The organism is Flavobacterium lindanitolerans (assembly GCF_002846575.1).
Classification (GTDB): domain Bacteria; phylum Bacteroidota; class Bacteroidia; order Flavobacteriales; family Flavobacteriaceae; genus Flavobacterium; species Flavobacterium lindanitolerans.
In genome coordinates this window covers 21,899-34,905 of the sequence record NZ_PJND01000007.1, presented here as the reverse complement: position 1 = coordinate 34,905, position 13,007 = coordinate 21,899, and the positions used below count along the sequence as shown (strand labels likewise).

Here is a 13,007-nt window from a genome sequence, read left to right as displayed (position 1 = left end):
CGACACCATGAAAAAAAACATTTTTACAATTTGTTTCGTCCTGTTTGCTTTAAACCTGTTTGCACAGAAAAAATACGAACTGGGAAAAGTAACTGTGGAAGAATTAAAAGAGAAAGTACATCCTAAAGATACATCAGCAGTAGCGGCAATCCTGTTTAAAAAAGGAAATACCTATCTTGATTATGATATGGATGGAAATTGGGTAGCTGTTACGGAAGTCGCAACAAAAATTAAGATATATAAAAAAGAAGGTTATGAGTTTGCTAACGAACAAATACCTTATTATACAGGCGGAAAGCAAATAAAATTGTTTTTTGACGATGCCGTAACCTATAACCTGGTTGGCGATAAGGTTGAAAAAACAAAGCTGAAGAGCGATGGAGAATTTACAGAAAAAGTCAATGAAATATACAGCTTAAAAAAAATAACAATGCCTAACGTGAAGGAAGGGAGTGTCATAGAGTATAAATATACAATGAGAACACCCTATCTGACTTCTCTTAACGATTGGTATTTTCAATATCCTATTCCGGCAGATTATGTAGAATATAGAATTGCCATACCGCAATACTTTAATTATAGCGTTTTTATGAAAGGCTATCTCAAGGTTAACAAAAAACCTTCGGTAGTGGCATCAGCAGCAGCCCAAAAATTTAATGAACTGGTAACGGTTTATAACATTGAGAATGTAAAAGCATTAAAGGAAGAATCATATGTCAATAATATTGATAATTACAGATCTATGCTGCAATTTGAACTGGCCTCTACAGATTTTCCAAATCAGGGACTGAAAAATTATGCGGCAGATTGGGCATCAGTAACCAAGAATATCTATGAACATAAGGATTTTGGAGATGAACTAAACTATAAATCCTATTTTGAAAAAGATATTGAACCAATCATAAAAGGCGTTACATCTAGAGAAGAAAAAATAAAACTAATTTTCGACTATGTCAAGACCAGAATGAACTGGAATGAAAAGAACAGTTATTATTGTAATGTTGGGGTGAAAAAAGCATATGCAGAGAAAGTAGGAAATGTGGCTGAAATTAACCTGATGCTTGTAGCAATGTTGAGATATGCAGAACTTAAGGCCAATCCGGTATTAATCAGTACACGCTCAAATGGAATTGCGGTATATCCTGCACCGTCAGCCTATAATTATGTTATTGCCGGGGTTGAGCTTGACAATAATCAGCAAATACTGTTAGACGCCACATCAAAAAATGCCTTGCCTAATATTTTGCCATTTCGGGCATTAAACTGGCTTGGAAGAATGATAAGAAACGACAAGACCTCTATAGAAGTAGACCTTGCACCTAAAAGTAACTCTAAAGAAGTTGTCAACGTGATAGCGGCAATTGATGAAGAAGGTAAAGTTGAAGGAAAAATCAGGGCGCAATATTTTGACTACAATGCTTATGGTTTTAGAGAAATTCATTTAAAAACCTCGAAAGACAAGTACCTCGAAGAAATGGAAAAGCGTTATGGCGGGGTTGAAGTTGGAGAATATACAACAACTAACGACAATGATTTATCAAAACCTATTATAGAAACCTTTAGTTTTGTCAATAATAACTTGGCAGACCGTATCGGAAATAAAATTTATTTCTCGCCAATGCTTCATTATGCCAGGCATGAAAATCCGTTTAAGGATGAGGTAAGAGAATTTCCGGTAGATTTTATGTTCCCTTACCAGGATAAGTACTCATATACGATCACAATTCCTAAAGGATATGAAGTGGAGTCGATGCCGGAGCCTATTGCAATCTATATGGAAAGTAACATAGGTTCTTTCAAATATAATATTATAAAAACGGCAAATCAGGTTCAGGTCACCACAATATTGGATATGAATTATTCTAATATTCCGCCGGATTATTATCATACGCTAAGAGATTTCTATAAGAAAATGCTGGAAAAACAAAATGAAAAAGTAGTACTTAAAAAAGTATAACCTATGGAAATAAAAAATGCACAACTTCAGGTTGACAACTGGATAAAAGAACACGGAGTTCGTTATTTTAATGAACTTACAAATATGGCACAACTCACTGAAGAAGTTGGAGAAGTAGCCCGTATTATAGCCCGTCGCTATGGTGAACAGTCAGAAAAAGAATCAGATAAAAACAAAGACCTGGGTGAAGAATTAGCTGATGTGGTTTTTGTGGTTTTGTGTCTGGCAAATCAAACCGGAATCAATCTTCAGGAAGCTTTTGATAAAAAAATGGAACTGAAATCCAACAGAGATAAGGACCGACACAAGAATAACGAAAAACTCAAATAGCAAATCAATATAAAATGAATCTAAGTCTAAAGCCAGCAACCTGCACTGTCAAATCTGAAATTTCGATAACAGGATCCAAGTCAGAAACCAACAGGTTACTACTGCTACAGGCTTTATATCCTGCGATTGTTCTAAAAAATACTTCAAATTCTGATGATTCTGAAGTGATGACCAAAGCGCTCAATACAAAAGATTCAGTAATAGACGTACATCATGCCGGAACGGCAATGCGGTTTCTGACGGCCTATTTTGCAACTCAGGAGAATAGGGAAGTCATCCTGACCGGCTCGTCAAGAATGAAAGAACGCCCCATTAAAATTTTAGTTGATGCCTTGAACCAGCTTGGAGCTTCTATTACCTACGAAGAGAAAGAAGGTTTTCCGCCAATTAAAATCAAAGGACAGCAGCTTTCTAAAAATAAGGTTTCGCTTCCGGCCAATATCAGCAGCCAGTATATTTCGGCTTTGCTGTTAATCGCACCTAAACTTGAAAATGGGTTGGAACTTCAATTGGAAGGAAAAATTACATCAGTACCTTACATCAAAATGACTTTGGCGCTGTTGGAGGAAATTGGCGTTGAAACAAGTTTTAAAGAGAATACAATTACAATTCAGTCCAAAAAAGAAATTCAGGCACGCCAACTCACGGTAGAATCAGATTGGAGTTCGGCTTCCTATTTTTATGCGATAGCCGCTTTGTCTGAAACAGGAACAGAAATAAAACTCTCCAGCTACAAGAAGCATAGTCTTCAAGGCGATTCGGTATTGGCAGAGATTTATAGAAAATTGGGAGTAGACACAATTTACGAGGGCAACTCCATTATCCTAAAAAAGAGTACGGCCAGGATTGCGGAAACCCTGAAGCTGAATTTGAATGACTCACCGGATATTGCCCAGACAATTGCCGTGACCTGTTTCGGATTGGGAATAACATGTCATTTGTCGGGATTGCATACGCTAAAAATCAAAGAAACAGACCGTCTGGAAGCTTTAAAAACCGAACTCGAAAAATTGGGTGCTGTAATAAAAGTAACCCAGGACACCTTAGAATTAGGCAAGTCAGAAGAAATAAAATCAGGCGTTTCAATAACCACCTATGATGACCACAGAATGGCGATGGCCTTTGCGCCTTTAGCATTAAAGGTTCCAATAATCATAAAAGATGCCGGGGTAGTTTCAAAATCCTATCCTCATTTTTGGGAAGATATAAAGAGCATTGGTTTTCAGATGAGTGAAATCTAAAATCCCAATGTTTATAGGCTTCAACACTTTGCGCTGTAACCAACATAAAAATTTCTGACTAAATAAAAGCAAAAACACTTGACAACGCCTATCGTACCATCGTATATTTGCAGCCGGTTTAAAATTTAGGGCCTTCAGAAAGCCGGTTTTATACCTCAAATCAAAATCCTATTATGAAATTATCACACTTCAATTTCAATTTACCGAAAGAACTTTTGGCGGAATATCCGGCAGAAAACAGAGACGAATCCCGTCTGATGGTAGTAAACAGAAAAACTAAAACTATTGAACACAAGATGTTCAAAGACATAATCGATTATTTCGAAGAAGGTGACGTAATGGTACTGAACAATACCAAGGTTTTCCCTGCAAGACTTTATGGAAATAAAGAAAAAACAGGAGCCAGAATCGAAGTTTTCTTGTTGAGAGAATTAAATGCCGAGCAAAGACTTTGGGACGTTTTGGTTGACCCGGCCCGTAAAATCAGAATTGGTAACAAACTATATTTTGGAGACGATGACTCATTAGTTGCAGAGGTTATCGATAATACGACTTCAAGAGGAAGAACACTTCGTTTTCTTTACGACGGTTCTTACGAAGAATTCAGAAACAAGCTGACAGAGCTTGGAGAAACTCCAATCCCAAAATACATCAACCGTGAAGTAACTCCGGAAGATGCAGAACGTTACCAGACAATTTATGCCAAAGAAGAAGGAGCAGTAGCTGCACCAACAGCAGGTTTGCACTTTTCAAAACATTTATTGAAAAGGTTGGAAATCAAAGGAATTGATTTTGCTGAAGTAACGTTGCACGTCGGATTAGGAACTTTCAACCCGGTTGAGGTAGAAGACCTTTCCAAACACAAAATGGATTCTGAAGAATTGAAAATTACTCAGGAAGCCTGCGATATCGTTAATAAAGCAAAAGCAAACAAGAAAAAAGTATGCGCTGTAGGAACTACTTCTATGCGTGCAATTGAAAGTTCGGTTTCTTCTGCAAAAACATTAAATCCATACGATGGCTGGACAAATAAATTTATTTTCCCTCCGCATGATTTTAGTATTGCAGACTGCATGATTACTAACTTCCACACACCAAAATCAACTCTTTTAATGATGATTTCGGCTTTCACAGGACATGACCTTATGAAAAAAGCATACGAAGAAGCCATCAAAGAAGGATACAGATTCTATTCTTATGGTGATGCCATGCTAATTCTGTAATCAGATTTTTAACTATAAAAAATCAAAATCTCGTCAGTAATGACGAGATTTTTTATTTTCATATAATCAACTAATCATCCCAATCCCTGGCTAAAAATTGCTTCACACAAGTTCTCTCAAAAATCCGCGTTAATCCGCGAAATCCGTTTCAATCCGCGTCCAAACAAAATCAGCCTTTTATCCCAAACAACATTATCATCCCAATCTGCGGCAGAATCTGCTCCCTGATTAAACTACCGCACAAGTTCTCTCAAAAATCCGCGACCCTCCGCGAAATCCGTTTCAATCCGCGTCCAAACAAATCAGCCTTTTATTCAAAAACAGTATAATCATTCCAATATACATCCAAAATTTACCTTTTATCTAAGTTCAAAACAAACCTTCGAGCTACTCAAATCTTTCCAAAATCAATCTTTTTTCCTATTTTTACGCCCATCTAAAAAACAACCAATGACCTTTCAAAATACCCGCGAATTTGCACAAGAACTGGATTCGCAAGACAAACTGCACCACTACAGAAATGAGTTTCTTTTTCCACAGGTAAATGGAAGGAAAGTAATCTATTTTACAGGAAACTCTTTAGGATTGCAGCCTAAAAGAACCAAAGCCTATGTAGATGAAGTTATGGATGATTGGGCAAAGCTGGCTGTAGAGGGACATTTCTATGCAGAAAAGCCGTGGTGGGATTACCATGAAAGATTTGCGGCACCTTTAAGCAAAATTGTAGGAGCGCTTCCGTCTGAAGTTTCCGTGATGAATACCCTGACGGTAAACCTTCACCTTCTGATGGTATCTTTCTATCGCCCAACTGAAAAGAAATACAAAATACTTTGTGAGGCAAAAGCCTTTCCAAGTGACCAATACATGTTGCAAAGCCAGGTGCGTTTTCACGGTTACAATCCGGATGACGCTATCGTAGAACTGCAAAGAAGAGAAGGAGAACACAACATCCGTCTCGAAGATATACTTGCCAAAATTGAAGAATTAGGAGAAGAAATAGCTTTGGTATTGATCGGAGGTGTAAACTATTATACCGGACAGGTATTCGATATTAAGACCATAACAGAAGCCGGACACAAAGTCGGAGCCTATGTAGGCTGGGATTTGGCACATGCTGCCGGAAACATAAAACTCGAATTGCACGACTGGGATGTAGATTTTGCAGCCTGGTGCAGTTATAAATACATGAATTCAGGTCCTGGAAATGCTTCAGGATGTTTCGTCCATGAAATGCACCACGACAACTACGAACTTAATCGTTTTGCCGGATGGTGGGGACACAACAAAGAAAGGCGCTTCCTGATGGAGCCAAAATTTTCTCCTGAAACCGGAGCAAACGGTTGGCAGATAAGCAACCTTCCTATATTGTCTTTAGCGCCTTATTTGGCTTCGGTCGAAATGTTTGCCGAAGTAGGAATGGATGCCCTGATTGAAAAAAGAAATAAGATTACTTCCTATTTGGAATTTATCCTGCATGAAATCGACAAAGAAGTCGACAGTACATTTGAAATCATTACTCCGGAAAATCAGGAAGAAAGAGCCTCCCAATTATCCGTGTTTCTGCATGGCGAAGGACGAACCCTGTTTGACTATCTGATGAAAAACGGTGTCATAACAGACTGGAGAGAACCCAACGTAATCCGTTTAGCGCCGGTTCCGTTATATTGCTCTTTCGAAGACATGTATGAATTCGGACAGATATTGAAGCAAGGAATACTATCTCACAAATAAAAAAGCTAAGAACCGATTTGTTTCGGTTCTCAAAAAAATAAATCATGACAAAAGAACAAATCATAAAAAAATTTGACCCAAGTCAGCCGGGCTTGGCAGATGCAAGTATCTTTGGACTTCCATTTTCTGCCGAAGACAGTGAAATCATTATCATTCCTGTGCCTTGGGAAGTAACGGTGAGTTATGGAGCCGGAGCTTCTGAAGGTCCTGATGCCATTTTGGATGCATCGTTTCAGGTAGATTTACACCATCAGGAATTTCCGGAATTGTGGAAACTGGGAATCTATCTTGACCAAACCGAGCAGACAGAAAAATGGGCAAAGGAAAGCGAAAAGTATAAAAGTTTGGCACAGCCTATAATCGAGGCTCTGGAAAGTGGCGAGGTTATCGAAAGCCTTCCGGGATTGCAGTCAGACTTGGATAAAATCAACAAGGTTTGTAAAAATCTGAAAGAAGAAGTAAAGGAAAGAGTATTGTACTGGACTAAAAAAGGCAAAAAAGTAGCCCTTTTAGGTGGTGACCACTCTACGCCATTAGGCTATTACGAAGCACTGGCCACTCAACATAATGACTTTGGCTTACTGCATCTGGACGCCCACATGGATTTGAGAATTGCCTACGAAGGCTTTACCTATTCTCATGCCTCAATTATGTACAATGCCTTACAAATTCCACAAATTACCAAAATTGTACAGGTAGGAATACGCGATTTCTGCCAGCAGGAAGTGGAAACGGCTTTCGAACAAGGAAATCGTGTGTTGGTTCATACCGATATGGATTTAAAAGCGGAGACGTTTACAGGCAAAACCTGGGAACAGCAGTGCGAAGCTATTATTGCAGCGCTTCCGCAAAAAGTAGCCATCAGTTTTGATATTGACGGTATGTATCCATGGTATTGCCCAAATACGGGAACACCGGTTCCGGGCGGATTCTCTTTTGAACAGGCCGCTTATCTTTTAAGCAAACTGGGAGAAAGCGGTAAGGAAATTATCGGGTTTGATTTGGTAGAAGTAGCTCCGGGGGATGATGATTGGGACGGGAACGTTGGAGCCAGAATGCTTTTCCATATGTGTGGTGTTTTAGCCAAAAATAATGGACTTCCGGTAGGACAAAAGATTAAATTCAACAGATAAGAATTAAAAAGCGGGCTAATAGCCCGCTTTTTTGTTTAAGGTAAATTCGCAATAAAAGGTGCTTTTTTAAGGAAAGTTTTATCACTTAGCTGTCCAATAAGAAAATCCGCCAGACTTGCAGCACTGATTTTATCACCCGGACAATCTTCAAGATTCACCGCAATTGGAGTTTTTTCATCAACAAGCTCAATTTGCGGAAGTCGCACTAAAGTCCAGTTTAGCTCACTTTTGGCTAAAAGCTCATATTCCAATTGCTTGTTTGTTGTTGACACCGGAAAGTTTTCATACATCCAGTTAGTAGCAAATGTTGCTTTTTGTCCTTTTCTGTCAAACGGAGTGTTGACATTCAATCCGGTCGTTACAATATAACGTTGCATATTGCAATGTTGCATCGCCTCAAGAATGTTGGCTGTTGCTTTACTAAATAAAGTAGGTTCACTGGGAGGAATGCCTAATCCCAGAGTGCTGATTACGGCATTGCAACCTTTTATTACGTGGACTATTGAATTATAATCAGAAGCATCACCAATAATAACTTCTACATTGGGATAATCCGATTGAAAATTCTTTGGGTTTCGTACCAGAAGCTTGAAAGTATAGCCCTGATTGATTAATGCTCTGACGAGGTATTTGCCGGATTTTCCGGTACCGCCAATGACGGCTATTTTTATATCTTGTTTCATTTTGTTCTTTATAAAATTTTGAAAATAGTAACTTAGCCTGAAATTATCACTTTTGGATAAACAGGCCGGCAAAAGCATAAGCTCTCGCTAAAATCAATATTTTATAAAGAGATTTTAATAAGACAAATGTAGAAGGTAGTTATAACTTATACAAGCAAATTAAAAACTTTTGCCTTAATACTCAATAGAATGGAAATCATAGAAAACAATATTCCGATAGAAATCTATCGGGAACTTCGTGTAAAATCGGGGCTTTCAGGTAAAGATATAGAAGCTGCAACAATAGGACTCCAAAATTCGGTCTATTCCGTCATGATAAAAAAAGAAGAAACAATCGTAGGCATGGGACGGATTATTGGCGATGGAGGATGCTTCTGCCAGGTTGTAGATATTTGTGTACTTCCGGAATACCAGGGGCAAGGTATAGGAAAATTAATTATGGAACAGATATCCAATTTCATACAAACTCAATTACCAAAATCGTGCTATGTAAGTTTATTGGCTGATGGTAATGCCAATCATTTGTATGAAAAATTTGGTTTTAAGGACACCCTGCCACATTCCAGAGGTATGGCTCTAAAAGTTGTATAGTAATCCGTTTTTAGTACTATAACATGAGTAAGGCAATAATCATAGAAAAGTTTGATATAGGCAGCTTGTTTGAAAAAACGGTGACAGTCGAAAGAAATCAATTTCTGAAAAAAGGTGGGAGTACAGATACTCATATTTATTTTATAGAGAGCGGAAGCCTGAGGATTTTTATCACGGATGGAGAAGAAGAACGTATTGTTCGTTTCGGATATCAAAATAATATTGTTGTTGCACTCGATTCATTCTTTACACAAAAACCATCAGATTTTTATATACAGGCAATCAAAAAAACAACAGTCAAAGTTATTTCAAAAGAAAAGTTCATGACTTTCATTAACAGTAATCCGGAAAATCTTAAGATTTGGCTTGAAATATTGGAAGATTTGGTACTGCAACAAATTGAAAGAGAAAAAGACCTTTTGGTCCAATTACCACGGGAGCGTTATGAAAGAGTTCTTAAACGTAGCCCACAATTGTTTCAGGAAATCCCCAACAAACATATTGCGAACTACCTGCGTATGACGGCCGAAACCTTATCCAGGCTCAAAAAATCTTGAGTTCAATCAAGAATTTTTTTTCTGGTACCTAAGAACTTTGTCCTAAAAAATGAAGATTGAAACATCCCAACTGCTGCAGCAACTCACTACACAGGTAAAAAGACATATACAATATGCCGAATCACTTGAAAAACAATCGGAAAAATCACTAAATGCCAGGCTAACGCCAGATAGCTGGAGCGTTCTTGAATGTATCGAACACCTCAATCGATATGGCAAATTCTACCTGCCTGAAATTGAAAAACGAATCAATGCATCCCATTCCGGGCCAGAACCACAATTTAAAAGCGGGCTATTAGGGAATCATTTCGCAGAAAGCATGCTCCCGAAAGTAAAGCTGAACAGGATGAAGACTTTTAAAAATATGAATCCTATTCACAGTAAATTAGATGGGAACGTACTCCAAATATTCATAAGTCAGCAAAACAAACTGCTTGCTTTGCTTGCAGATGCTGAAAAAGTGAGCCTTAACAAAACCAAAACCAGTATCAGTATCTCAAATTTGATTAAGTTAAAATTAGGTGACACATTCCGGTTTCTTATTTATCATAATGAAAGACATATCCAACAGGCACAAAGAGTTTTACAGACTACCGGACTCTAAATTTTGATTTTAAGAGAAGTTATAAAGCACTGATAAGAAAAAGTTAAAGTGATTATTTTTTGTTAATTGTGAAATTACGGCATGAAGTTTGTCTGATGTGTTGCAAAATAATATAAACAGTTATGAAAACATTTAAAAGCTCAAACAGAATGAAACAGATTTTCTCTTTAAAAATGCTATTGCTATTGCTTGGTTTTACCTTGCTTTCAACACAGGCAAAAGCAGATAAAATACGAATGACAATCAAAGAAGAATTGGCAAGATGCACGGGTGTTGCTCCTCAAAACTGCTATCAGGTAAAATATAAAAAGAGTAAAGACTGGGAATTTTTTTACGACCAAATCGAAGGATTTGAGTACACTCCGGGTTACCGATATGTAATTGACGTGAAGAGAACCAAAAGAAAAAATATTCCGGCAGATGCCAGTGCCTATACCTACAAATTGAAAAAAATCATCAAAAAAGAAAAAATAACAAATGAAGCAGCTACCGAACTGGCTTTTATCGTTAAACACAAATGGAATCTGATTCAGATGAATGGTGTTACACCGCCGGCATCTTCTGCTTACCTTGTTTTCCAGGCCGATGGTAAAAGAATGGGAGGTTCTGCAGGATGTAACAGAATTTCCGGAGGTTTTGAATTGACAAAAGACAAAATCTCTTTCTCAAAAATTGCCAGCACACTAATGGCGTGCCCGGATGAAAACAAAAACAAACTGGAAGGAACTTTATTAAAAATGCTAACCGATACTACTTTCAGATATGACATTGCAGACCAAACCCTAAACCTATACCAGGGAGATAAATTGGTATTGATGTTTGGAATGTCGCCACTGGAATAACAAATCCTTTTTGCAACAAAGCACAACAACCTCCTGGAGCTATTTTTGAGCTTCGGGAGGTTTTTTTATTGAGTACAATTAGATATTGACTTTTTACGCACATATCTTACCAAATTTAATCGCTTTTGTGGAAAGTCGTAATGAAGTAAAATCAATTCCTTATATGTTTGTTTGGAAACAAGTATTTACAAGTGTTTGTAAATGTTTGTAGTTGAAAATGAATTGTTTATGGAAATTGGGATAGTCATATTTTTCATCATAGTCTTTTTTATAGCCTTTATAAAAAAAGACAGAAAATCATTTGAAATCAGTTCGGAACCTAAAAGAGGGACAAGAGCTGAAAGAAATTTAGTTTCCATACTCAAACATTCCGGAATACCGGAACAGACTATTTTTCACGACCTGTATGTGAAAAAACACAATGGGAATTTTTCTCAGATTGATTTGGTAGTGGCGACCAAAGTGGGAATAATTGTCTTTGAAGTACACGATTACAATGGCTGGATTTTCGGTACGGGTTACCAGTCTCAATGGCTCCAGATATTAGCAAACGGGCAAAAGAAATACAAATTTGATAATCCCATCATGCAAAATAATAAGCATATTTCGGATTTAAGAAAAACACTCAAGCAATTTGACAACATACCTTTTTATTCCATAATCGTATTCTATGGTGACTGTATAGTAAAAGATGTCAGTTTTGTACCTAAAGGAACTTTTTTAGTAAAGCCGGAACGGGTAATTGAAGCCATGAGAATTATCATCGCAAACAACGAACCCGCGCAATACACCAATAAGCATGAAGTGGTAAAAGTGTTGCAGGAAGCCGTGAACAATGGAGAAAGTCCGGAAGTTCAATGGCAGCATATTGAAAATGTGAGGGACATGATGGGTAAGGATAGGATATTTGGATAGAAAGATTTTATTTTTTTATGAGAAACCATAAAAGGTATGTAGATTGCATCAGGTTTAAAATAACACAGATGCAATCTTATCAAATCAATTTTAGACAAAAATGAAAATAAATATTGTAAAAAATAGTTGCTTTAGATTTTATTTGAGCATTATAATACTTAGTCAGTTTACTTTGTATTCGCAAGAAGTACAGAAAGATAACAAACTGCTGGATTTTTTATGTCGAAAATGGACTGTGGAACAAATTTTAGTAAATGGACAAAAAGTGGAGACTCATCCGAATAGTTTTGACGCAGAATTTAAAAGAGATTATACATTTATTGATGGTTCCATAAAAGATGGAAGTATACTTAAATGGAGTTATGACAGCAAGAATAAGAAAATAAAAATTTTTTCGGAAGGCAAATTAATAGGAATTGCAAAAATTATCAATTCTAAGCAAGTTCATTATCTGCCAGTTATTGATGAAGAAGCGGGTAGATTTGTTCAAAGTGTTGAAATGTATTTAAAACCTATATAATTTAGAGAAAGCAAACAGAAAGAATTGGAAATGCCAAACCTAAAACTCCTACGTGAACAGCAAAACCTAACCCAGGAAGAACTTTCTGAAAAATCGGGAATTTCTGTCAGGACCATACAACGTATTGAAGCCGGAACACAACCAAAAGGTTATACGCTCAAAACGCTGGCAAAAGTTTTAGATGTGCGCGAAAGCGATTTATCGGATAAAAGCATAAAAACTGAAACAACAGTCGAAAGCGAAAAAATAATCAGTTCTCAGGAACCTGCTATTGACTACTCCAAAATCAAATTAATAAATCTTTCTTCCCTACTTTTTGCGGTGCTTCCTCCTTTGAATATTATTGCTCCTTTAATTCTGGCAGCCGTTTTAAAACAGAAAAACCAGCTTGTCAAACAAATCGTTTCCGTCCAGATTCTTTGGACCATTTTAGCGCCTGTCGTTTTTATGCTTGGCATATTTCTGAAACTCGGAAGGAAATTCACTTTGGTACTAATGATTGCAATTGTGCTGTCAAATGTATTTATCATACTGCGTAATGTGGCAGAAATAGATAAGAAAAAGAAGCTGTACTATCGGTTGAAATTCAATATAATATAATCTTGTCAGGTACATTGTCGGGTTTTTGTCGGGTTGATTTTTAGGTATATAAAACGATAATGCCCAACCTTTGCGAAAAA

General features: G+C 37.2%; 14 protein-coding genes. 13 read left to right on the top strand and 1 reads right to left on the bottom strand.

Annotation, left to right across the window (positions count from 1 at the left end):
* Positions 1 to 7 precede the first annotated feature (7 nt).
* The 6 genes from B0G92_RS00255 (at position 8) to B0G92_RS00230 (ending at position 7,615) form a co-directional block, all read left to right on the top strand.
* Positions 8 to 1,957, top strand: coding sequence for a transglutaminase domain-containing protein (locus tag B0G92_RS00255; RefSeq protein ID WP_101470674.1), 1,950 nt, complete (start codon positions 8 to 10; stop codon positions 1,955 to 1,957).
* A gap of 3 nt (positions 1,958 to 1,960) precedes the next feature.
* Positions 1,961 to 2,287, top strand: coding sequence for a nucleotide pyrophosphohydrolase (locus tag B0G92_RS00250; RefSeq protein WP_101470673.1), 327 nt, complete (start codon positions 1,961 to 1,963; stop codon positions 2,285 to 2,287).
* Positions 2,288 to 2,301: 14 nt separating this feature from the next.
* Positions 2,302 to 3,528, top strand: a complete 1,227-nt coding sequence (gene aroA / locus B0G92_RS00245; protein WP_101470672.1) for a 3-phosphoshikimate 1-carboxyvinyltransferase — start codon at positions 2,302 to 2,304, stop codon at positions 3,526 to 3,528.
* Positions 3,529 to 3,701: 173 nt separating this feature from the next.
* Complete coding sequence (gene queA, locus B0G92_RS00240) at positions 3,702 to 4,751, top strand: tRNA preQ1(34) S-adenosylmethionine ribosyltransferase-isomerase QueA (protein WP_056072391.1); 1,050 nt, start codon at positions 3,702 to 3,704, stop codon at positions 4,749 to 4,751.
* A gap of 450 nt (positions 4,752 to 5,201) precedes the next feature.
* The gene (gene kynU / locus B0G92_RS00235; RefSeq protein ID WP_101470671.1) at positions 5,202 to 6,482 is read left to right on the top strand and encodes a kynureninase; all 1,281 of its coding nucleotides are present in this window, start codon (positions 5,202 to 5,204) and stop codon (positions 6,480 to 6,482) included.
* Positions 6,483 to 6,526: 44 nt separating this feature from the next.
* Complete coding sequence (locus B0G92_RS00230; protein WP_101470670.1) at positions 6,527 to 7,615, top strand: agmatinase family protein; 1,089 nt, start codon at positions 6,527 to 6,529, stop codon at positions 7,613 to 7,615.
* A 35-nt stretch (positions 7,616 to 7,650) separates the two neighbouring features.
* On the opposite strand, the gene B0G92_RS00225 is transcribed toward B0G92_RS00230, so the two are convergent.
* Positions 7,651 to 8,298, bottom strand: a complete 648-nt coding sequence (locus B0G92_RS00225) for an NAD(P)-dependent oxidoreductase (RefSeq protein ID WP_101471979.1) — start codon at positions 8,296 to 8,298, stop codon at positions 7,651 to 7,653.
* Positions 8,299 to 8,487: 189 nt separating this feature from the next.
* On the opposite strand from B0G92_RS00225, the gene B0G92_RS00220 reads away from it, so the two are divergent.
* From B0G92_RS00220 to B0G92_RS00190, 7 genes are all read left to right on the top strand, one after another.
* Positions 8,488 to 8,889, top strand: a complete 402-nt coding sequence (locus tag B0G92_RS00220) for a GNAT family N-acetyltransferase (protein WP_101470669.1) — start codon at positions 8,488 to 8,490, stop codon at positions 8,887 to 8,889.
* 23 nt (positions 8,890 to 8,912) lie between these two features.
* Complete coding sequence (locus B0G92_RS00215; protein WP_101470668.1) at positions 8,913 to 9,446, top strand: Crp/Fnr family transcriptional regulator; 534 nt, start codon at positions 8,913 to 8,915, stop codon at positions 9,444 to 9,446.
* Between the two features lie 49 nt (positions 9,447 to 9,495).
* A complete protein-coding gene (locus B0G92_RS00210) occupies positions 9,496 to 10,050 on the top strand; it encodes a DinB family protein (protein ID WP_101470667.1) in 555 nt (184 codons plus the stop codon).
* Between the two features lie 122 nt (positions 10,051 to 10,172).
* Positions 10,173 to 10,892, top strand: a complete 720-nt coding sequence (locus B0G92_RS00205; RefSeq protein WP_101470666.1) for a DUF4377 domain-containing protein — start codon at positions 10,173 to 10,175, stop codon at positions 10,890 to 10,892.
* A gap of 201 nt (positions 10,893 to 11,093) precedes the next feature.
* Positions 11,094 to 11,807, top strand: coding sequence for a nuclease-related domain-containing protein (locus B0G92_RS00200; RefSeq protein ID WP_101470665.1), 714 nt, complete (start codon positions 11,094 to 11,096; stop codon positions 11,805 to 11,807).
* 100 nt (positions 11,808 to 11,907) lie between these two features.
* Positions 11,908 to 12,327, top strand: coding sequence for a hypothetical protein (locus B0G92_RS00195; RefSeq protein WP_101470664.1), 420 nt, complete (start codon positions 11,908 to 11,910; stop codon positions 12,325 to 12,327).
* Positions 12,328 to 12,357: 30 nt separating this feature from the next.
* A complete protein-coding gene (locus B0G92_RS00190; protein ID WP_101470663.1) occupies positions 12,358 to 12,927 on the top strand; it encodes a helix-turn-helix domain-containing protein in 570 nt (189 codons plus the stop codon).
* The last annotated feature ends 80 nt before the right edge of the window (positions 12,928 to 13,007 follow it).